Raw genomic sequence first — 19,853 nt, 5'->3', positions numbered from 1 at the left:
CAGTTTTCTGAGGATTTATGGAAATATTAACGCAATTTGTTGATTTAATTAAATTTCTAATTGATTTCATTTTACATATTGATGCGCATTTAGCAGAGCTTGTTGCGCAATATGGTACATGGGTCTATGCCATTTTGTTTCTGATTATTTTTTGTGAAACAGGGCTTGTGGTAACGCCTTTCTTACCCGGAGACTCCTTATTATTTGTTGCAGGTGCTTTAGCTTCATTAGAAACCAATGATGTGAATGTTCATATTATTGTTTTACTGTTACTTTGTGCCGCCATTTTAGGTGATGCCGTTAACTATTCTATTGGGCGACTTTTTGGTGAAAAACTATTTAGTAAGCCTGATTCAAAGATTTTCCGTCGTGAATATCTAGATAAAACTCATGCTTTTTATGAAAAGCATGGTGGTAAAGCGATAATTTTGGCAAGATTCGTGCCGATTATCCGAACTTTTGCGCCATTCGTTGCAGGAATGGGTAAAATGTCATATCGTCATTTTGCCTTTTATAATGTTACTGGGGCAATTGTATGGGTACTGCTATTTACTTATGCAGGATACTTTTTTGGTGACTTAGATATAGTTCAAAAGAACTTAAAATTGCTAATTGTTGCCATTATTGTTATTTCTATTTTACCGGGCGTTATTGAGATCCTACGCCACCGCAGAGCGAGTGCAAAAGCAAAGAAAGAAAGTGATAACAAAGAGGTTTGAGCAGTTATCATAAGTTTTTGCCGTAGAATAGCCATAATAAAGAGATGCGCTGAAATTCAGTAAGCGGTATCATCATAAACTTTGCTAACCACACAGCCAGTGCATTGTGGTTGATACGCTAACAATAATTTTACTGGCGAAGGTCAGATTCAGACGAAAAGGTCCATTAATGAGCTGGATTGAAAAAATTCTAAACAAAAGCACTATCACAAGTTCACGTAAAGCCAATATCCCTGAAGGGGTTTGGACTAAATGTGACAGCTGTGGGCAGGTACTCTATCGCGCAGAATTAGAGCGCAATTTAGAGGTTTGCCCTAAATGTGATCACCATATGCGCATTTCAGCGCGCCGTCGCCTTGAGACTTTCCTTGATACAGGAAGCACAACAGAATTAGGTAGCGAATTAGAACCTAAAGATATTCTGAAATTCCGCGACTCTAAAAAATACAAAGACAGAATCAGCGCTGCTCAAAAACAAACGCAAGAAAAAGATGCATTAATCGTGATGAAAGGAACGCTGAAAAAGATGCCTGTTGTTGCAGCATCCTTTGAATTTGCGTTTATGGGCGGTTCAATGGCTTCTGTTGTAGGTGCGCGTTTTGTTCGTGCTGTTGAACAAGCATTAGAAGATAACTGCCCATTAGTTTGCTTCTCTGCAAGTGGTGGTGCGCGTATGCAAGAAGCGCTGATGTCATTAATGCAAATGGCAAAAACCAGTGCGGCATTAGCAAAAATGCAAGAACGTGGTTTGCCTTATATTTCAGTAATGACTGACCCTACAATGGGCGGTGTTTCTGCAAGTTTAGCGATGTTAGGTGATATCAACGTTGCTGAACCTAAAGCACTGATTGGTTTTGCAGGTCCTCGCGTTATTGAACAAACAGTACGTGAAAAACTACCTGCTGGTTTCCAACGCAGTGAGTTCCTGTTAGAAAAAGGGGCGATCGATATGATTGTTCGTCGTCCTGAAATGCGTGATGAGCTGGCTGAATTACTGGCTAAGCTGACTCAGTATGATTTAGTTGAAGATGAAAATGAAGATGAAATCATCAGTGAAGAAATGATTGCTGATGAAATTGAATCTACAGACAACGAGCCAGAAATTAACATCGAAACGAATAAAAAAGAAGATGTCTAATATCATAACTGCTCCTAAAGCCACATCGCCTTTGTCGGTGTGGCTTTCTTATCTTGAACATTTGCACTCCAGCGCCATTGATATGGGGTTAGAGCGAGTAGGCAAGGTAGGAAAAATATTAAATGTGTTACGTCCTGCACCTAAGGTAATTACTGTCTCAGGTACAAATGGGAAAGGCACAACCTGTCATATGCTAGAGTCAATCTTGATGGCATCAGGATTGAAAGTCGGCGTTTATAGCTCCCCTCATCTTGTTCGTTATACAGAACGTGTTCGTATTCAAGGCAAAGAACTGTCTGAAGATGCTTTTTGTGAAGTTTTTGCAGAAATTGAACAAGCTAGAGGCGATATCTCGCTGACCTTTTTTGAATATGGCACTCTGGCTGCGCTGAAGTTATTTCAACAAGCACAACTTGATGTTGTTATTCTTGAAGTAGGATTAGGCGGTCGATTAGATGCGACGAATATCGTTGATGCAGATATTGCTGCTATCACAAGTATTGCACTCGATCATACTGATTGGTTAGGTGCAGATAGAGAGCATATTGGTCACGAGAAAGCAGGTATTTTCCGCACTAATCACTACGCGGTTGTGGGTGAGCCAGATATGCCTCATTCTATTGCTGAAGTTGCCAATGAAAAACAGGCTAAGCTTTTCCGTCGAGGAACGGATTGGTCTTTTGTTATTGAAGGTGATCATTGGCATTGGCGTTGTGCTGATTGTGAATTTGATGCGTTGCCGATCCCTAATATTCCATTAGCTAATGCGGCGACAGCGATGGGTGTTATTCGTTGCTTGCTCAAGTCTGATGATAAAGTCAGCCAAGCAATAACACAGCAAAGTATTGTTGAAGGTATGTCTCGCGCGCAATTACCGGGTCGTTTTCAGGTAATTTCTCAACATCCTTTGGTTATCTTTGATGTGGCTCATAATCCTCATGCAGCAGGATATTTAGCGGAAAAATTATCACAATTACCACAAAAATCTGATACTCAGGTGCGTATTGTGGTTGGTATGCTGGGTGATAAAGATATTGCAGGAACATTAGCGTGCTTAACACCATTGGCTGATAGTTGGTATGTTGCTCCACTTAATGAGTTTCGTGGTGCTTCTGCGGATGTATTAGCTCAACATCTTGAAAAACCAATGGTATTTGATAGTGTTGAAAATGCATGGCAACAAGCAATGTCTGATGCTGCTCCTAACGATATTGTTGTGGTTTGTGGCTCATTTCATACTGTCGCGCATGTGATGGAACTTTTGGAAAAGGAGAGTGTGGGTGGCAAGTAAATTTCAAAATCGCTTAGTCGGTGCCGTTGTATTGGTGGCAGTAGGGGTTATTTTTTTACCTGCACTGCTTGACGGCGATAAGAAATATAACGAAGACCAGTTCGCCTCTATTCCTTTAGTACCCAAACCCGGTGATGAGCAAGAAATAGAATCTATCGCTCCGATAGAGCAAACTTCAGTGCCTTCTACTCCGTCAGAAGGCGCGTCTGAAGGTATGCTTTCTGAAGCAGTGACAGGTGTTGAGCAACCTACTGTTACAACACCTGAACCACCAGCTGTTGTACCTGTTACACCACCGGTACAACCACCACAACAGCCAACACAACAGCCAACACCTACACCAGAGCCTCCTGCTGTGGTTACGCCGCCAGTACAACCACCAGCGCCACCGGTGCAAGAAACTAAGCCACCGAAAGGCGAGGCTTGGGTTGTTCAATTAGGTGCGTTGAAAAATGCGGCGAAGGTAGAAGAAATTATTGCGAAAATGCATTTCTCAGGTTATCCGGTATACACCGTACCTGCCCGCCCAGTTGCAGGGCAAGTGACTCGAATTTATATCGGGCCTAGTGCCTCTAAGTCAGAATTACAGGCGATTTTGCCTCATTTAAAAGAGCTTACAGGCTTACAAGGTGAGGTAAGGGCATATAAGCCTTAATTTTTTCTAAACGAGTCATCAGATGAGTGATGTAACAAAGCGTTAACTTATTGCGGCGATTATGATTTTTCATATCGCCGTAAATTATTTTGAAATTAGCGAAAATTAGCATTACGCAAACGTTTTCGTTTTCTGTTAGAATGCTTCCGTATTAATGCGGAGCATCATTATTGGATAAAGAATTTATGGTCTGGATAGATTACGCCATCATTGCCATTATTGGTTTTTCCGCATTAGTCAGCCTGATCCGTGGCTTTGTTCGTGAAGCATTGTCACTCATCACCTGGGGTTGTGGTTTCTTTGTTGCTAGTCAGTTTTATCCTTATCTTGCCGTCTATTTTACCCGGTTTGAAGATGAGCTGGTTCGTAACGGGATTGCAATAGTCACGTTATTTATTGCGACACTAATTGTCGGTGCTGTTGTGAATTATGTGATTAGCTCTCTTGTTCAACGCACAGGGTTATCAGGTACAGATCGTGTATTGGGGGTCTGTTTCGGGGCTTTAAGAGGCGTGCTGATAGTTTCAGCATTACTTTTTGTTTTAGGCGCATTTACGCCTATGGCAGATAGCGCTGATTGGCAACGTTCTGAGCTTATTCCTCAATTCAACCATATTATTAGGTGGTTCTTTGACTACCTGCAAAATGCGTCAAGTTTCGTGTCGGAGAGAATATAACCTCTCCGTCTGGCTGATGAGGATCTATTCATGTGCGGTATTGTCGGTATCGCTGGAGCTAATCCAGTAAACCAATCAATTTATGATGCGTTAACGGTGTTACAACACCGAGGTCAAGATGCAGCAGGCATTGCAACGATAGACGGTAACAACGGTTTCCGTCTTCGCAAGGCTAACGGACTGGTTAAAGATGTGTTCGAAACCCGTCATATGTTGCGTTTAAAAGGTACTATCGGGATAGGGCATGTCCGTTATCCAACAGCGGGTAGTTCTAGTGCATCAGAAGCGCAGCCTTTTTATGTGAATTCACCTTTTGGTATTACGTTGGCGCATAATGGTAATTTAACCAATGCGCATTTGTTACGTCGCCAATTATTTGAAACAGCGCGTCGCCATATCAATACCACCTCTGATTCTGAAATTCTGCTTAATGTATTGGCATATGAATTAGACCGTTTTGACCATTTCCCTCTTGAACCTGATAATATTTTTGCAGCCGTTGCGGCAATGCATAAAAAACTCCGCGGTGCTTATGCTTGTGTTGCTTTGATCATCGGTCATGGTTTATTGGCTTTTCGTGATCCCTTTGGTATTCGTCCTTTAGTATTAGGTAAACGTACCTTAGAAGATGGCCGCCATGAATATATGGTCGCATCTGAAAGTGTTGCACTTGATACTTTAGGTTTTGAATTCTTACGTGATGTTGCACCGGGTGAAGCCGTTTATATCACAGAGCAAGGGCAACTCTTTACTCGCCAATGTGCTGAAAATCCGCAATTAATGCCTTGTTTATTTGAGTATGTTTACTTTGCTCGCCCCGATTCCTTTATCGATAAAATTTCGGTTTATAATGCACGTTTACGCATGGGGCAGAAATTAGGCGCTAAAATTGCGAAAGAGTGGGATGATTTACACATTGATGTTGTGATCCCAATTCCTGAAACATCTTGTGATATTGCCTTAGAAATTGCGCATATTCTCAATAAACCTTATCGCCAAGGCTTTGTAAAAAATCGCTATGTTGGCCGTACTTTTATTATGCCGGGTCAGCAAGAGCGTCGTAAGTCAGTTAGACGTAAACTGAATGCAAATCGCGCAGAGTTTCGTGATAAAAATGTTCTGTTGATTGATGACTCTATTGTACGTGGCACAACATCAGAACAAATCGTCGAGCTTGCAAGAGAAGCAGGTGCGAAGAAAGTCTATTTTGCATCAGCGGCACCAGAAGTTCGCTTCCCTAATGTGTATGGTATTGATATGCCAAATGCCAATGAGCTTATTGCTCATGGGCGTGAAGTGGATGAAATTCGTAAATTAATTGGTGCTGATGGGCTTATTTTCCAAGATCTCACTGATTTAATTGCCGCAGTACAAGAAGAGAATCCTGATATTAATCAGTTTGAATGTTCTGTATTTGACGGTGTTTATATTACGAAAGATATCGACCAAGATTATTTAGATTACTTAGAAAATCTACGTCGTGATGATGAACATAAAATTCGTGATCAGAATGAAATAGAAAATTTGGAAATCTATAACGAAGGCTAATTTTTCGGTAAGATATCCCCCTTATAAAGCGTCGATGCCAGCGTGTTCTGCATCGACGCTTGTTTTTTGAGGGTTAATCATCATAATGATTAACAAAGGTATATATTCTGAGGATCATAATGAAAAAGCTGATAGTTGGGCTAACAGGTGCCAGTGGTGCAATTTACGGTATACGTTTATTAGAGATACTAAAATCAGTGCCATCAGTTGAAACACATTTAGTGATTAGCCAAGCTGCACGCCGTACTATTTCATTAGAAACCGATTATTCGCTAAAAGATATTCATGCTTTAGCGGATGTGATTTATGATGATCGCGATATTGGCGCATCTATCTCTTCAGGATCGTTTCGCGTCAATGGAATGGTTATATTACCTTGCTCAATCAAAAGCCTGTCAGGCATTGTTCATAGCTATACAGATACCTTAGTGACTCGCGCTGCGGATGTGGTATTAAAAGAAGGGCGTAAGTTGGTGTTATGTGTGCGTGAAACACCACTGCATTTAGGCCATTTGCGATTAATGACACAAGCTTCCGAGTTAGGTGCAGTGATTATGCCACCTGTACCGGCATTCTATTTTCAGCCTAAAACCATCGATGATATTGTCAATCAAACCGTTAATCGTGTACTCGATCAGTTTGAGATTGATTTGCCTGATGATTTGTTTGAAAGGTGGAGTGGGGATAAGCCTGCTCGCTAAGTATACTCGTCATACTCTTACTCGTCATACTTCAAGCGTTCATTAGCACTAGTCACATACTATTGTATGCTCCTAGCGACTCATTTACTTGTCGCCTAGCTACACCTTGAATTATTTAGAGTATCGACTCGTTATGCTTCAAGCTGTAGCTCTTGGATTATTTAGAGTATCTATTAGGTAGAATATTTATTCGTACTAGTCACATCGAATTATTGAAAATAGAAAAAGAGATTATTTTCCTGTGGTAATAATATCTTTTAATGCCTCTTCTAAATGTGGGTAGCGAAATTCAAAACCAGCATTAAGTAATTTTTCAGGAATGGCTTGTTGCCCACCTAACACTAATGTGGCGCTTTCTCCCATCACTAAACGTAATATGCTTTCGGGTACCGTCATTAAAGCTGGGCGATTGAAGGCTTTTCCTAATAGGCGAGTAAACTCTTTATTTTGTACAGGCTCAGGCGCTGTTAAGTTAAAAGCGCCTTTAGCATCTTGGTTTTTAAGCAAGAAAATAATCGCATTGACCATATCATCAATATGGATCCACGGCATATACTGTTTCCCACTTCCCAATTTGCCGCCCAATCCTAACTTAAAGGGTTTGCTCATTTTAGGCAGCGCGCCACCGAGTGTTGAAAGTACAATCCCTGTACGTAACAAGCAAACTCGTGTTAATGGTGTTTGAGCTTCAAGTGCAATACGTTCCCATTTTGCACAAAGCTCATGTGTAAACTCTGGATTTGCTGGCGTCTCTTCAGTGACTCGAGTATCGCCTTGATCACCATAAAATCCCACTGCTGAGCCAGAAATAAAAACAGAAGGGGGAGAGTCGCTGGCTTTCATCAAATCAACCAATTTCTGGGTTAAATGACAACGGCTATTAACGAGTTTCTGCTTTTGAGAAGGTGTCCAACGATTATCAGCAATAGGCTCTCCAGCAAGATTAATAACGGCATCAAACTCATTAAGATTTTGTTTATCGTTGAGTTGAGTCCAACAGGTGATTTCATTACAAAAATGCGAATAGACTTTTTGAGGTGAACGAGAAAGCACCGTAATATCATTATTGGCGAGTGCAAGCTCACAAACTAATGCTTTGCCAATTAATCCTGTACCACCAGTGACAAGTATTTTCATCACAATCCTCCTGATCTGCTTGCTTGATAAAGAATAAATATCATCCTGATATATAAATTGCTTATATTAACCAAAGAGTTTTTTTGTTGCTGGGCGCTGGTTAATGTTGTTTAGCCATTTTTGAATTGCTGGGTAATTTGCTAAATCAATATTGTGGTGGTCATGCAGGCGAGCCCATGTATATGTGGCGATATCTGCAATGCTATACTCTTGTCCACCAAGGTAAGGTGATTGCGCTAATCTTTTCTCTAATACGCTATATAGACGCTGTGTTTCTTCAGTATAACGCTTAATTGCATAAGGGACTTTTTCTGTGGCATAACGAGTGAAGTGATGATTTTGCCCCAACATTGGACCAAATCCACCCACTTGCCAAAACAGCCATTGTAGTTGTGTTGTTTTTTCTCGTAAATTTTGACTAAGCAATTTGCCACTTTTTTCAGCTAGATAGATAAGAATAGCACCTGATTCAAAAATAGAGATAGGTTCACCGCCATCAGTAGGTGAGTTATCTACAATCGCGGGAATTTTATTATTGGGTGAAATTGCTAAAAATTCAGGCTTAAATTGATCGCCTTTACTAATATCAATGCGATGTAACTGATAAGGTATGCCTGTTTCTTCAAGAAAAAGCGTTATTTTTTGGCCATTTGGGGTATCTGCATAATATAAGTCAATCATTAAAAGCTCCAAAATAAAGTAGGCACTAAAGATACAAGATAATCACAGTCTGCCTTCTAACACCATAAAAAGCAAAAAAGCGCAAGATGGATAAAACAAGTCACGTATGATTATTGTAGTGGTGAAAAATAGTGATTTTGGTATATTCAGGATAAAAATTACGATCGTTTAGTATCGGTTAAAAAAGGTTTGTTGAGGATGGAACAAGAAAAGACGGCATTGGTTGAATGGGTTGATATTGTTGATGATAAAAATGAAGTCGTTGCACAAGCAACACGTCAACAAATGCGAGCTGAAAACCTAAGACATAGAGCAACTTATATCGTTGTTCATGATGGAATGGGAAAAATCTTGGCACAGCGTAGAACTGAAACAAAAGATTTTTATCCCGGTTGGTTAGATGCTACTGCGGGTGGTGTAGTTCAACAAGGTGAGAATTTACTTGAAAGTGCGCGTCGCGAAGCAGAAGAAGAATTAGGTATTGCTGGAGTCCCTTTTGCTGAGCATGGTCAATTTTATTATGATGATGAAAGTTGTCGTGTATGGGGAAGTTTATTTAGTTGCGTTTCTCATGGGCCTTTCGCACTGCAAGCAGAAGAAATTGAGGAAGTGTGTTGGTTAACTCCCTCTGAAATTACTGAGCGTTGTGATGAATTCACACCGGATTCATTAAAAGCCCTTTCTCTTTGGTTAACGCGTAACAACAGTACTCGCCTAGAAAGCAGAGAAACAGTAGATTAAGGGGTGCTTTGCCCTAGCTCAAATCGATAAGCATAGTTGATAACGGTATCTTCGAATATAGCGTTATCATCTTCGTCTCTCAAACGCTGTAAAAGTGCTATCAGATGTTTTCCTGCCTCTTTTCCCATTTTGTGATAATCAAAACGAATTGATGTGAGAGAAGGGGATATCTGATCGCTATTTTCAGATCCTTCTAAACAAGCAATAGCCAGATCTTGTGGGATCTTAATTAATCGACGTTGACACTCAAAAATCATACCTAGCGCAATACTTTCATGACTACAAATAACCGCATCTAGTTCTGGTTGGCGTAATAAAATCTCTGTTAATGCTTGTCGCCCGTATGCCATAGAAGCGGGATCGGGCGTGGTGACACTTTGTTCAGCATTTAAATAATTTTTGAGTAATGCTCGTGACCAACCTGTTATTTGCTGGTGGTGCAGGCGTTGCCCTTGTAACGCACCAATATAGCCAATACAACGCTTTCCTTGGGTGACTAAATGGTTTGTTAAATCATATGCAGCTTGCTCATAAGAACAATCAATACTAATTGCTGCCTGTTCATCCGATTGGCTGGCGACACTAACAACAGGCACATTGGCATTACTGATATGTAAAAAATGGGTTGGGCTAAGCTGTGAACCAAAAGCAACCAATGCAGCTGGATTACTTTGCAATAGCATATTAATCACATCGCTGGCTTTATGAGGCTGATGTTCATAGCAACCAACTAAAATTTGATATTGATGGCGATTGAGTATTTGTTGCAAAGACTGCATAAAATCCGCACTGGCTCTATCTGTAAAAGAGGGCAACAGTACCGCAATAATATGGCTTTGTGCCGAAGCTAAAGCCCCTGCTGAGGCATTAGGAATATAGCCAAGCTCTTCTACTGCTTGATTAACTTTTTCTCGTAACTTATCAGAAACTAATTCGGGGGTTCGCAATGCACGAGAGACGGTCATTGATCCGACTCCTGCATGTTTAGCGACATCTTGTAATGTGACGCGACCTGTATTTCGGCGCTTACGTGTTTTGATCATTTGTGATTATGCTGCTTAGCCTATTTTATTAACCGCAGATCCTACCTGAAATCTTCCTATTATGCTGAAACAATACAGTGTCAATTGTTGGCATTTTCTGCAATTAACATTTCATTAAAATGATAGCGCTATCACAATTACGAATGATCTATCTAGATAGCGCTACCATTAATGATTACTATCCTTAATAACGAAGCTCAAAGAGAGTCTTATTGAGGTTATAACTATGCTTAAAACGTTATTAACACCGGATGTGGTGCAAGTGGTTCCAAACGTTAGCGATTGGCGAGAAGCTGTTAAAGTGGCGTGCCAGCCATTAATTGCGAAAGGTTGTATTGAACCTCGTTATATCGATGCGATTTACAAATCACACGAAAAAATCGGGCCATATTATGTATTAGGTCCGGGGATTGCGATGCCTCATGCGCGTCCTGAGGATGGTGTTAATCAACTTTCTCTTGCATTAACCATTGTTGAGCAAGGTGTTGAGTTTGGTGCTGATGAAAACGATCCTGTGAAATTACTGATTGTTTTGGCTGCAACAGATAACGATAGCCATATTAATGCCATTGTGAAATTAGCCGAACTTTTTGATAACGATACAGATATTCAAAAGCTATTTAATGCGAAAAGCAAAGCGGATGTATTAGCCGTTATCAACAACTATTAATGACGATTTAAATTACCAAGGGGAATATCATGAAAATTACTGTTGTGTGTGGAAATGGTTTAGGTAGTAGCTTAATGATGGAAATGAGCATCAAAAGCATTCTAAAAGATCTTGCTGTGAATGCAGAAGTGGATCACGTTGATCTGGGTTCAGCAAAAGGCACACCAAGTGATATCTATGTAGGTACACGCGATATTGCTGAGCAACTTAACTCTCAAGCTGTAAACGGAAGAGTGGTTTCACTGGATAATATGATTGATAAAGTGGCGATGAAAGAGAAGCTTTCTGTCGCATTACGTGAATTAGGCGCGTTATAAGGAGCCTATCATGGACTTTTTCCGCTTTCTAATGAGTGATGTGCTTTCAGAGCCTGCTATTCTAGTTGGTTTGATTGCATTGATTGGCTTAATTGCCCAGAAAAAACCAGTTACAGAATGTATAAAAGGCACCGTAAAAACCATTATGGGTTTTGTGATTTTAGGTGCTGGTGCAGGTCTTGTCATTAACTCACTGGGTGATTTCTCAACGATTTTCCAACATGCATTTGGTATTCAAGGTGTTGTGCCTAATAACGAGGCGATTGTCTCTATTGCACAAAAAAGCTTTGGTAAAGAGATGGCATTAATTATGTTTTTTGCCATGTTGATTAATATCTTAATTGCACGTTTAACGCCGTGGAAATTTATTTTCTTAACCGGTCACCATACATTATTTATGTCAATGATGGTGGCGGTTATTTTGGCAACTGCGGGCTTAGAAGGCACAGTATTAGTTGCGGTAGGTTCATTAGTTGTTGGGATTTCAATGGTATTTTTCCCTGCCATTGCGCATCCTTATATGAAAAAGATTACTGGCTCTGATGATGTTGCATTAGGACACTTCTCAACTATTTCTTATGTCGTTGCGGGTTTTATCGGCAGTAAATTTGGTAATAAAGAGCATTCAACAGAAGAGATGAATGTTCCTAAAAGCTTACTATTTTTACGCGATACACCAGTCGCAATTGCCTTTACTATGGGCATTATTTTTATCATCACATGTTTATTTGCGGGCGATACTTTTGTTCGTGAAGTCAGTGGTGGTAAAAACTGGTTTATGTTCTCGTTAATGCAATCTATAACCTTCGCAGCAGGTGTTTATATTATTCTGCAAGGTGTGCGTATGGTTATTGCTGAGATTGTCCCTGCATTTAAAGGTATTTCAGATAAGTTAGTTCCTAATGCAAAACCAGCGTTAGATTGCCCAGTTGTATTCCCTTATGCACCCAATGCAGTTTTAGTGGGCTTTTTAAGTAGCTTTGCTGCGGGTGTTATCGGCATGTTTATTCTGTATGCCTTAGATTGGACAGTCATAATTCCGGGTGTGGTTCCTCACTTCTTCGTGGGTGCAACAGCTGGGGTATTTGGTAATGCAACAGGTGGACGTCGCGGTGCTATTTTAGGCGCATTCGTTCAAGGTTTATTAATCACATTCTTACCTGTGTTCCTATTACCAGTACTTGGTGATATCGGTATAGCTAACACTACATTTAGTGATGCAGACTTCGGTGTTATCGGTATTCTGTTAGGTATTATTGTTCGTTGATATTTTTGAATTTATTAATTAAAAAAACGCCTTGCTGAGTTAAATCAACAAGGCATTTTTTTTACAAATATTATTATTCAAATAAGTATCAGACTTTTAGCAATGTTTGGATTTTTTTCTATCATCCGTAATAGTTTCAAACTACTGCCTGTCGGAAATCTACGCTTTTGTTCCCATGCTCGAACTAAAGAAGTAGATACACCAAGAGCCGTAGCAAAATCAGTTTGTTTTAATTTCGTCAATTTACGGATTTCTTTCACATCGGGCTCTGTAACAGTAAATACTCGAGAAGGCATGACCTGTTTTTTATGTATTTGTATCGCTTCTTTTAAGCTATCAAACAATTCATTAAAAGAATTATCATCCATATACTGTTTTTGTTCTGTTGTCATAATATGCCTCTAAAGATCAAGATAATCAGCTTATCTAGAATGAATTTATTTGTTAATGATAATTCCATTCTTTTAGTAATAGAGTTAATGCTTTTAGCTTGTTGCATTGTTCTTGGCTTAAGTTATCTTGTTGATTTTTTGGATAAACATAAAGCATATAAATGATCCCATCTTCAGAAATATAGTAGTAGATAACACGTATGCCACCACTCTTTCCTTTGTTTGCTAACCGGCATCGTATTTTTCTGCATCCACCCGATCCAACAATAAGATCACCTCTTAGTGGGTTGGCAATAAGCATATTTTGAAACTCTGCGTATTCATCATCACTTATCAAATTAGTAATACATTTAGTGAAGATATTAGTTTCAATTATCTGCATATCAATCCCTTATTTTACAAACGGTCTGGTACCGTAGTAATACAGGGTGTTACTATAATAGTGATACCCTGTATTACTTTCAAGGAAAATATAACTCAAAAAAAGATTCACTTAAAAGAAAAAATAAATAATTTACAATTAAAACAATAAGTTAATTATTTCTGTAAGTTTTTTAGTGAATAAATAAACGAATTAATTCTAATTAAAACTTGTGAATTAATATGTTTATTTTGTGAATAATAATGCTATCATCCTGAGTGAATATTCACGATGTGTATATTTTCGTACCTAATTAATTATAAAAATAGGTTTAACATCACAATCACTAAGGAAAAAAAGATGTCTTTTGGTATTCGATATCTTGCGTTGTTACCACTTTTTGTTATCACTGCTTGCCAACAACCTGTTAATCACAATCCACCAGCGACTCAAACAGCTCAGGTTCAACCTGCAATTGTGAATAACTCATGGATTGAAATTTCACGTAGCGCGCTCGATTTTAATGTGAAAAAAGTACAATCACTTTTAGGTGATAAATCCTCGCTTTGTGCTGTTTTAAAGGGTGATGCATATGGTCATGATTTATCATTAGTTGCGCCTGTTATGATTGAAAATAATGTGCAATGTATTGGTGTAACGAATAATCAAGAGCTAAAAGAAGTGCGTGATCTAGGATTCCAAGGGCGTTTAATGCGTGTACGTAATGCCACAGAGCAAGAAATGGCTCAGGCGACAAGCTATAACGTGGAAGAATTGATTGGCAACTTAGATATGGCTAAGAAATTAGATGCCATTGCTAAACAACAAAATAAAGTGATCCCTATTCATCTAGCCTTAAATTCAGGTGGAATGTCTCGTAATGGATTAGAAGTGAATAACAATGCGGGGCTTGAAGAGGCGAAGCAAATAGCTCAGTTAGCTAACCTTAAAGTGGTTGGCATTATGTCTCATTATCCTGAAGAAGATGCGGATAAAGTAAGAGAAGATCTCGCTCGTTTTAAACAGCAATCACAAAAGGTATTGGATGTTACTGGACTAAATCGCAAAGATGTCACTCTGCATATGGCAAATACTTTTGCCACAATTACCGTACCTGAATCATGGTTAGATATGGTGCGTGTAGGCGGGATTTTTTATGGTGATACCATCGCAAGTACAGATTACAAACGTGTTATGACTTTTAAATCCAATATTGCCTCAATCAATTATTATCCTAAAGGCAATACTGTTGGGTATGATCGTACTTACACACTAAAACGTGATTCAGTATTAGCTAATATTCCTGTCGGTTATGCAGATGGTTATCGTCGAGTCTTTAGTAATGCAGGGCATGCTTTAATTGGTGGCCAACGTGTGCCTGTTTTAGGTAAAACATCAATGAATACGGTGATTGTTGATATTACCGATCTTAAAAATATCAAATCAGGGGATGAAGTCGTATTCTTTGGTAAGCAAGGTAATGCAGAAATCACTGCTGAAGAGGTTGAAGATATTAGTGGTGCACTGTTTACAGAGATGTCGATTTTGTGGGGTGCAACCAATCAGCGTGTACTCGTGGATTAAAGTAGGGTGCTTGTGATCACCAATCTCAACAACTTTTGAGAGAAATTGTGGGGGAATTTCCCCCACAAAACTATTTATCGCAAGATAAAATAGCTTGAACTACGGTGTCGCCACTACTGATATTAAAAGAACATAATCTTTCATGTTTCAGTAAAGCAAAACACAAAACTGTAATACATACAGTAATCAGCCCTAATAGGGCAAGCTTAGTCATTTCTCTTGACACTCCTTTATAAAGGAGACAGAATCAAGTTGTCTGGTTTTGAGACTGCCTCGGATTTTAGTAAATTAAAATTCGGGGCTTTCGTCTTTTTGGCTCTTGCAAATGCTTGAACCAAAATGATCCAAGCACCCACCAGCATACTAACAGAAACTCACCTCATTCCTATCTTTTTCTGAATAATAAAGACATGAATAAGCAAGTAAAATCAATGTGTTAATTGTTTTTATATTGGATGCTTATATGTGTGATTTTATTTGACACTCCTTTAGAAAGGAGACAGAATCAAGTTGTCGTGTTTTGAGACTGCCTCGGATTTTAGTCAAATAAGAATTCTGTAGAATAAAAAACGCCAAATGAAATTAATCATCTGGCGTTGTTTTATTTGAAGAGAACTTCAATAATTATGCGTTTTCTTGTTGGCTTGCTTGAATTGCTGTCAACGCAACGGTGTAGACGATATCGTCTACTAATGCACCACGAGAAAGGTCATTCACTGGTTTACGCATACCTTGTAACATTGGTCCGATTGAAACCAAGTCAGCTGAACGTTGTACCGCTTTATAGGTGGTATTACCGGTATTCAGATCAGGGAAGATAAACACAGTCGCTTTACCTGCAACTGGTGAGTTTGGTGCTTTAGATTTAGCAACATCAGCCATAACAGCTGCGTCGTATTGTAAAGGACCATCAATCATCAGATCAGGGCGTTTTTCTTGTGCTAAACGTGTTGCTTCACGAACTTTCTCTACATCGCTACCTGCACCAGAGTTACCAGTAGAATAAGAGATCATCGCAACGCGTGGGTCGATACCGAATGCAATTGCAGAGTCTGCAGATTGGATTGCGATTTCAGCCAGTTGCTCTGCGGTTGGATCTGGGTTAATTGCACAGTCACCATAAACATAAACTTGTTCTGGTAACAGCATAAAGAACACAGAAGACACTAATGAGCTACCCGGTGCAGTTTTGATTAACTGTAGTGGTGGACGAATAGTGTTAGCCGTTGTATGAACAGCACCAGAAACCAGGCCATCTACTTCGCCTTTTTCCAGCATTAATGTGCCGAGAACAACGTTATCTTCTAACTGTTCACGAGCAACAACTTCCGTCATACCTTTATTTTTGCGCAGTTCAACTAAGCGAGGTACATAGATTTCACGTACTTCTTTAGGATTGACTAACTCAATACCTGTGCCTAATTCAACACCTTGTGCAGTTGCTACGCGACGAATTTCTTCAGGATCGCCTAACAGTACGCAAGTTGCGATACCACGCTCAGCACAAATTGCTGCTGCTTTAACAGTACGTGGCTCATCACCTTCTGGTAAAACGATACGTTTTTTCGCTTTACGCGCAATTTCTGTTAATTGATAACGGAATGCTGGTGGTGATAAACGGTTAGGGCGTTCAGAGTTAGCAGTCAGTGAATCAATCCATTCTGTATTGATATGTTGAGCAACGTAGTTCTGAATTTTTTCAATACGTTCATGGTCATCAGCAGGCACTTCTAAGCTAAAGCTTTGCAGATTTAAAGAGGTCTGCCAAGTGTTCGCATTAACCATAAAGATTGGTAAGCCAGTTTCGAATGCACGTTCACAAAGTTGTTTGATTGGTGCATCGATTTGGTAACCACCTGTTAGTAGGATTGCACCAATTTCAACGCCATTCATTGCTGCAAGGCACGCTGAAACTAATACATCTGGGCGATCCGCTGAAGTCACTAAAAGTGAACCCGGACGGAAATGCTCTAACATGTGTGGAATACTACGGGCACAGAAAGTCACAGACTTAATACGACGGGTTTCAATATCGCCTTTATTGACGATAGTCGCATTTAAGTGTTTTGCCATATCTGTTGCACGAGTGGCGATTAAATCGAAGTTCCAAGGAATGCAACCCAGTAAAGGTAGTGGGCTGTTTTTTTCGATGGTTTTTAAATCGACATTAGAGATAATCGCTTTACTTGAATCATCAAAGATTTCAGATAAGTCAGGGCGAGTACGACCTTGATCATCAACAGGTGCATTGAGTTTGTTAACAATAACGCCTGTGATGTTTTGGTTTTTTACACCGCCAAATTCAGCACGCGCAAATTCGATACGCTCTTTTAGCTGTTCAACAGTGTTGTTACCTAATGCAGTAACGAAAACAATTTCAGCACCTAATGTTTTTGCAATTTCATAGTTTAATGATTGTGCAAAAGGATGCTTACGCATAGGTACCAGACCTTCGATGAGAATAACTTCTGCATCAGCGGTGTTTTCATGGTATCTAGCAACAATTTCTTCCATCAGAACATCTTTTTGGTTTGAGCTGAGTAGAGACTCAACATAATCCATGTTTAAAGGTTCTGATGATTGAATAGTGGAGTGAGAGCGGATAATCGCTGTTGTCTGATCTAAAGCGCCTTTTACACGAGGTTGTGCAATTGGCTTGAACACGCTAAGGCTAACGCCTTTTTGTTCCATAGAACGGATAACACCCAAGCTGACGCTGGTTAAACCTACGCGTGTATCAGTTGGGACTAGCATAATTGTACGGGACACGGAAACCTCTTTAAATATCGGTTGCTCGTTATGTAAAACAGTACTGCCAGTATGACACTGGCAGTACATCAAAGAACTTAAGCGGTCAGGCGACTTGCGTCCTGAGCGATAACTAACTCTTCGTTAGTTGGGATAACAACAGCAAGACGGCTGTTATCGGTAGTGATAGTGCCTGATTTACCGAAACGTGCATCTAAGTTACGTTGATGATCCACTTCAAAACCTAACAGAGCCAGTTTTTTCAGAGATAATTCACGTACCATTGCTGCGTTTTCACCGATACCACCAGTAAAGATAATAGCATCTAAACGACCTTCCATCAGTGCACAGTAAGAACCGATGTATTTTGCTAAACGATGGCAGTAAACATCCATTGCGCGTTTAGCATCTGCTTTAGTGTCGTAGTTATCTTCAACATAACGGCAGTCACTAGTGACTTCTGTTAAACCTAACAGACCAGATTCTTTAGTCAGCAGTTTGTTGATGTCTTCAACGCTCATACCTAAAGTGTCGTGTAAATGGAACACGATAGCAGGATCGATATCACCACTACGAGTACCCATTACTAAACCTTCTAATGGAGTCAGACCCATAGAAGTATCAACACATTTACCGTTAACAACAGCAGAAACAGAACCACCATTACCTAAGTGGCAAGTGATTACGTTCAGTTCATCAACAGGTTTGTTTAACATTTTAGCGGCTTCACGAGAAACGTAGAAATGGCTAGTTCCGTGAGCACCGTAACGACGGATGCTGTGATCTTTATATAAGCTGTATGGCAGAGCATACAAATAAGCTTCTTCTGGCATTGTTTGATGGAAAGCGGTGTCAAAAACAGCAACCATTTTTTCAATTAAATGAGGGAATGCTTTACGCGCTTCTTCAATACCAATAAGGTGAGCTGGGTTATGCAATGGTGCAAATGGGATAGCTGCTTCAATACCTTTGATAACTTCGTCAGTGATCACGACAGATTTAGTGAATTTCTCGCCACCATGAACAATACGGTGACCGATAGACGCGATTTGTGCAGAAAGTTCTGGTTTTTGAGCCAGAATAGTATTTACGATGAAGTTTAATGCTTCGCTATGAGCAGCACCTGCGCCTAACGCAGCTTCGTGTTTTTGGCCATCCATTTTCCACTTCAGGCGGGCTTCAGGAAGGTTGAAGCATTCAGCTAAACCTGACAGGAATTCTTCACCATTTTCTGGGTTGATAATTGCAAATTTAAGAGAAGAACTACCGCAGTTCAGTACCAGCACCAGCTTACTTGACATGGAATTACCTATTTATCTTGTTGTCGTAGTGTCTTTTATATTATAAAGACGGTGGTTAATAAAACGTCAATCATAAAAGCCTATCGCATTCCTATGATGACATTAATGACGCGCATCATGCTTAAAGTAAAAAACTTGATGCTAATTATAGTTGCCAATCATTAATTGGACGATTTTTATTCACCCATTAGCTTTTCGCGTTAAAATCGGCGAAAAGGGTTGAAAATCACGCCGGCAAACAAAATATAGCGCTTTATTGCCACAAACCTTTAGAATGGGCACAGGATACAGAGTAAAGGCAACAAAGACAAAATATACTTAATTCTACTAAAAGATTTTTATTCTTTATAGATATTTTTTAAAAGTTACAGAAGAAATTGATTGAGGTCATTATGAGCGAACCGACAGTGACTCCCCCCGGCTTTTTTAAGAAGCTTCGTTTGGGTAACGAGTATTTAAAAACCTGGCCGGTTGAAAAGCAGTTAGCACCTGTTTTCCCTGAAAATCGGATTGTCAAAGCCACACGCTTTGGTATTCGCTATATGCCACCTATCGCCATTTTTACAATGACATGGCAAATCGCATTAGGCGGTAATTTGGGACCTGCAATTACGACCGCGCTTTTTGCTTGTAGCTTGCCAATGCAAGGATTATGGTGGTTGGGGAAACGTGCAGCAACGCCACTCCCTGCTACGTTATTACGCTGGTTTTATGAAATTCGTGAGAAATTTGAAGAAGCAGGCATCGCTTTAGCTCCTGTTGAGCAAACACCCACTTACCTTTCTTTAGCTCATTTATTAAAACGTGCTTTTAAGCAACTTGATCGCTCTTTTCTTGATGATGTGTAGAACATTTGTTCTACCTTCTTCGTTTGTCATGATT

21 protein-coding genes are annotated in these 19,853 nt (G+C 39.7%); 13 read left to right on the top strand and 8 right to left on the bottom strand.

Annotated elements, in window-relative coordinates; all coding sequences use genetic code 11:
* Positions 1 to 17: 17 nt before the first annotated feature.
* The 7 genes from D7029_RS12510 to D7029_RS12480 all read left to right on the top strand — a co-directional run bounded on the left by D7029_RS12510 (position 18) and on the right by D7029_RS12480 (position 6,729).
* On the top strand, positions 18 to 719 hold the full coding sequence (locus D7029_RS12510) for a DedA family protein (protein WP_194950835.1): 702 nt from the start codon (positions 18 to 20) through the stop codon (positions 717 to 719).
* 169 nt (positions 720 to 888) lie between these two features.
* Entirely contained in the window at positions 889 to 1,857 is a 969-nt protein-coding gene (gene accD / locus D7029_RS12505; RefSeq protein WP_194950834.1) for an acetyl-CoA carboxylase, carboxyltransferase subunit beta, read from the top strand.
* Positions 1,850 to 3,148 carry a bifunctional tetrahydrofolate synthase/dihydrofolate synthase gene (gene folC / locus D7029_RS12500; protein ID WP_194950833.1) on the top strand — a complete coding sequence of 433 codons (1,299 nt, stop codon included), beginning with the start codon at positions 1,850 to 1,852 and terminating at the stop codon, positions 3,146 to 3,148. The genes accD and folC overlap by 8 nt, the downstream gene beginning before the upstream one ends.
* On the top strand, positions 3,138 to 3,803 hold the full coding sequence (gene dedD, locus D7029_RS12495) for a cell division protein DedD (RefSeq protein WP_194950832.1): 666 nt from the start codon (positions 3,138 to 3,140) through the stop codon (positions 3,801 to 3,803). Before folC ends, dedD begins: the two co-directional genes overlap by 11 nt.
* Positions 3,804 to 3,988: 185 nt before the next feature.
* Positions 3,989 to 4,480 (top strand): colicin V production protein, encoded by a 492-nt coding sequence (gene cvpA / locus D7029_RS12490; protein ID WP_023581692.1) that lies wholly within the window; start codon positions 3,989 to 3,991, stop codon positions 4,478 to 4,480.
* A 30-nt stretch (positions 4,481 to 4,510) separates the two neighbouring features.
* Positions 4,511 to 6,028 carry an amidophosphoribosyltransferase gene (gene purF, locus D7029_RS12485; RefSeq protein WP_075670606.1) on the top strand — a complete coding sequence of 506 codons (1,518 nt, stop codon included), beginning with the start codon at positions 4,511 to 4,513 and terminating at the stop codon, positions 6,026 to 6,028.
* Positions 6,029 to 6,147: 119 nt separating this feature from the next.
* Entirely contained in the window at positions 6,148 to 6,729 is a 582-nt protein-coding gene (locus D7029_RS12480; RefSeq protein WP_194950831.1) for a UbiX family flavin prenyltransferase, read from the top strand.
* A gap of 231 nt (positions 6,730 to 6,960) precedes the next feature.
* Here the strand turns inward: D7029_RS12480 and D7029_RS12475 are convergent, their stop codons facing one another.
* Positions 6,961 to 7,866: a TIGR01777 family oxidoreductase gene (locus D7029_RS12475; protein ID WP_194950830.1), complete on the bottom strand. Its 906-nt coding sequence runs from the start codon at positions 7,864 to 7,866 to the stop codon at positions 6,961 to 6,963.
* Positions 7,867 to 7,932: 66 nt separating this feature from the next.
* Complete coding sequence (locus D7029_RS12470) at positions 7,933 to 8,547, bottom strand: glutathione binding-like protein (protein ID WP_194950829.1); 615 nt, start codon at positions 8,545 to 8,547, stop codon at positions 7,933 to 7,935.
* A 198-nt stretch (positions 8,548 to 8,745) separates the two neighbouring features.
* On the opposite strand from D7029_RS12470, the gene yfcD reads away from it, so the two are divergent.
* On the top strand, positions 8,746 to 9,288 hold the full coding sequence (yfcD, locus tag D7029_RS12465) for an NUDIX hydrolase YfcD (protein ID WP_072063189.1): 543 nt from the start codon (positions 8,746 to 8,748) through the stop codon (positions 9,286 to 9,288).
* Here the strand turns inward: yfcD and D7029_RS12460 are convergent.
* Positions 9,285 to 10,331, bottom strand: coding sequence for a LacI family DNA-binding transcriptional regulator (locus D7029_RS12460; RefSeq protein ID WP_088495111.1), 1,047 nt, complete (start codon positions 10,329 to 10,331; stop codon positions 9,285 to 9,287). The genes yfcD and D7029_RS12460 overlap by 4 nt on opposite strands.
* 226 nt (positions 10,332 to 10,557) lie before the next feature.
* Between D7029_RS12460 and D7029_RS12455 the strand changes: the two genes are divergently transcribed.
* From D7029_RS12455 to D7029_RS12445, 3 genes are read left to right on the top strand one after another with little or no spacing between them, the layout of a single operon-like run.
* Positions 10,558 to 11,001 (top strand): PTS sugar transporter subunit IIA, encoded by a 444-nt coding sequence (locus tag D7029_RS12455; RefSeq protein WP_088495112.1) that lies wholly within the window; start codon positions 10,558 to 10,560, stop codon positions 10,999 to 11,001.
* Positions 11,002 to 11,030: 29 nt separating this feature from the next.
* The gene (locus D7029_RS12450; RefSeq protein ID WP_088495113.1) at positions 11,031 to 11,318 is read left to right on the top strand and encodes a PTS sugar transporter subunit IIB; all 288 of its coding nucleotides are present in this window, start codon (positions 11,031 to 11,033) and stop codon (positions 11,316 to 11,318) included.
* Between the two features lie 10 nt (positions 11,319 to 11,328).
* Positions 11,329 to 12,585 (top strand): PTS ascorbate transporter subunit IIC, encoded by a 1,257-nt coding sequence (locus tag D7029_RS12445; RefSeq protein ID WP_006533327.1) that lies wholly within the window; start codon positions 11,329 to 11,331, stop codon positions 12,583 to 12,585.
* A gap of 77 nt (positions 12,586 to 12,662) precedes the next feature.
* Here D7029_RS12445 and nadS read toward each other — a convergent pair whose 3' ends face one another.
* Both nadS and D7029_RS12435 read right to left on the bottom strand, forming a co-directional pair.
* On the bottom strand, positions 12,663 to 12,977 hold the full coding sequence (gene nadS, locus D7029_RS12440; protein ID WP_228766676.1) for a NadS family protein: 315 nt from the start codon (positions 12,975 to 12,977) through the stop codon (positions 12,663 to 12,665).
* Between the two features lie 52 nt (positions 12,978 to 13,029).
* Positions 13,030 to 13,359: a type II toxin-antitoxin system RelE/ParE family toxin gene (locus D7029_RS12435; protein ID WP_194950828.1), complete on the bottom strand. Its 330-nt coding sequence runs from the start codon at positions 13,357 to 13,359 to the stop codon at positions 13,030 to 13,032.
* Positions 13,360 to 13,698: 339 nt separating this feature from the next.
* On the opposite strand from D7029_RS12435, the gene alr reads away from it, so the two are divergent.
* Complete coding sequence (alr, locus tag D7029_RS12430) at positions 13,699 to 14,922, top strand: alanine racemase (protein ID WP_194950827.1); 1,224 nt, start codon at positions 13,699 to 13,701, stop codon at positions 14,920 to 14,922.
* Between the two features lie 70 nt (positions 14,923 to 14,992).
* Here the strand turns inward: alr and D7029_RS12425 are convergent, their stop codons facing one another.
* The 3 genes from D7029_RS12425 to ackA form a co-directional block, all read right to left on the bottom strand.
* Positions 14,993 to 15,136 carry a Hok/Gef family protein gene (locus D7029_RS12425; RefSeq protein ID WP_072063187.1) on the bottom strand — a complete coding sequence of 48 codons (144 nt, stop codon included), beginning with the start codon at positions 15,134 to 15,136 and terminating at the stop codon, positions 14,993 to 14,995.
* Positions 15,137 to 15,546: 410 nt separating this feature from the next.
* Positions 15,547 to 17,691, bottom strand: coding sequence for a phosphate acetyltransferase (gene pta / locus D7029_RS12420; protein ID WP_194950826.1), 2,145 nt, complete (start codon positions 17,689 to 17,691; stop codon positions 15,547 to 15,549).
* A gap of 77 nt (positions 17,692 to 17,768) precedes the next feature.
* The gene (gene ackA, locus D7029_RS12415) at positions 17,769 to 18,971 is read right to left on the bottom strand and encodes an acetate kinase (RefSeq protein ID WP_023581716.1); all 1,203 of its coding nucleotides are present in this window, start codon (positions 18,969 to 18,971) and stop codon (positions 17,769 to 17,771) included.
* Between the two features lie 392 nt (positions 18,972 to 19,363).
* Here ackA and yfbV point away from each other — a divergent pair, with 392 nt between their 5' ends.
* The gene (gene yfbV / locus D7029_RS12410; RefSeq protein ID WP_069367978.1) at positions 19,364 to 19,819 is read left to right on the top strand and encodes a terminus macrodomain insulation protein YfbV; all 456 of its coding nucleotides are present in this window, start codon (positions 19,364 to 19,366) and stop codon (positions 19,817 to 19,819) included.
* Positions 19,820 to 19,853: the final 34 nt, after the last annotated feature.

The organism is Proteus vulgaris, assembly GCF_016647575.1.
Classification (GTDB): Bacteria; Pseudomonadota; Gammaproteobacteria; order Enterobacterales; family Enterobacteriaceae; genus Proteus; species Proteus mirabilis_B.
This window is presented reverse-complemented; position numbering and strand designations above follow the sequence as displayed.

Excerpts from the sequence above, each read along its gene's own strand:
- accD (WP_194950834.1), top strand. The coding sequence starts at position 889 with ATGAGCTGGATTGAAAAAATTCTAAACAAAAGCACTATCACAAGTTCA.
- yfbV (WP_069367978.1), top strand. The coding sequence starts at position 19,364 with ATGAGCGAACCGACAGTGACTCCCCCCGGCTTTTTTAAGAAGCTTCGT.
- yfcD (WP_072063189.1), top strand. The coding sequence starts at position 8,746 with ATGGAACAAGAAAAGACGGCATTGGTTGAATGGGTTGATATTGTTGAT.
- D7029_RS12455 (WP_088495112.1), top strand. The coding sequence starts at position 10,558 with ATGCTTAAAACGTTATTAACACCGGATGTGGTGCAAGTGGTTCCAAAC.
- D7029_RS12425 (WP_072063187.1), bottom strand. The coding sequence starts at position 15,136 with ATGACTAAGCTTGCCCTATTAGGGCTGATTACTGTATGTATTACAGTT.
- alr (WP_194950827.1), top strand. The coding sequence starts at position 13,699 with ATGTCTTTTGGTATTCGATATCTTGCGTTGTTACCACTTTTTGTTATC.
- D7029_RS12435 (WP_194950828.1), bottom strand. The coding sequence starts at position 13,359 with ATGCAGATAATTGAAACTAATATCTTCACTAAATGTATTACTAATTTG.
- ackA (WP_023581716.1), bottom strand. The coding sequence starts at position 18,971 with ATGTCAAGTAAGCTGGTGCTGGTACTGAACTGCGGTAGTTCTTCTCTT.
- D7029_RS12460 (WP_088495111.1), bottom strand. The coding sequence starts at position 10,331 with ATGATCAAAACACGTAAGCGCCGAAATACAGGTCGCGTCACATTACAA.
- D7029_RS12470 (WP_194950829.1), bottom strand. The coding sequence starts at position 8,547 with ATGATTGACTTATATTATGCAGATACCCCAAATGGCCAAAAAATAACG.
- D7029_RS12475 (WP_194950830.1), bottom strand. The coding sequence starts at position 7,866 with ATGAAAATACTTGTCACTGGTGGTACAGGATTAATTGGCAAAGCATTA.
- folC (WP_194950833.1), top strand. The coding sequence starts at position 1,850 with ATGTCTAATATCATAACTGCTCCTAAAGCCACATCGCCTTTGTCGGTG.
- purF (WP_075670606.1), top strand. The coding sequence starts at position 4,511 with ATGTGCGGTATTGTCGGTATCGCTGGAGCTAATCCAGTAAACCAATCA.
- nadS (WP_228766676.1), bottom strand. The coding sequence starts at position 12,977 with ATGACAACAGAACAAAAACAGTATATGGATGATAATTCTTTTAATGAA.
- D7029_RS12480 (WP_194950831.1), top strand. The coding sequence starts at position 6,148 with ATGAAAAAGCTGATAGTTGGGCTAACAGGTGCCAGTGGTGCAATTTAC.
- D7029_RS12445 (WP_006533327.1), top strand. The coding sequence starts at position 11,329 with ATGGACTTTTTCCGCTTTCTAATGAGTGATGTGCTTTCAGAGCCTGCT.
- D7029_RS12510 (WP_194950835.1), top strand. The coding sequence starts at position 18 with ATGGAAATATTAACGCAATTTGTTGATTTAATTAAATTTCTAATTGAT.
- cvpA (WP_023581692.1), top strand. The coding sequence starts at position 3,989 with ATGGTCTGGATAGATTACGCCATCATTGCCATTATTGGTTTTTCCGCA.
- D7029_RS12450 (WP_088495113.1), top strand. The coding sequence starts at position 11,031 with ATGAAAATTACTGTTGTGTGTGGAAATGGTTTAGGTAGTAGCTTAATG.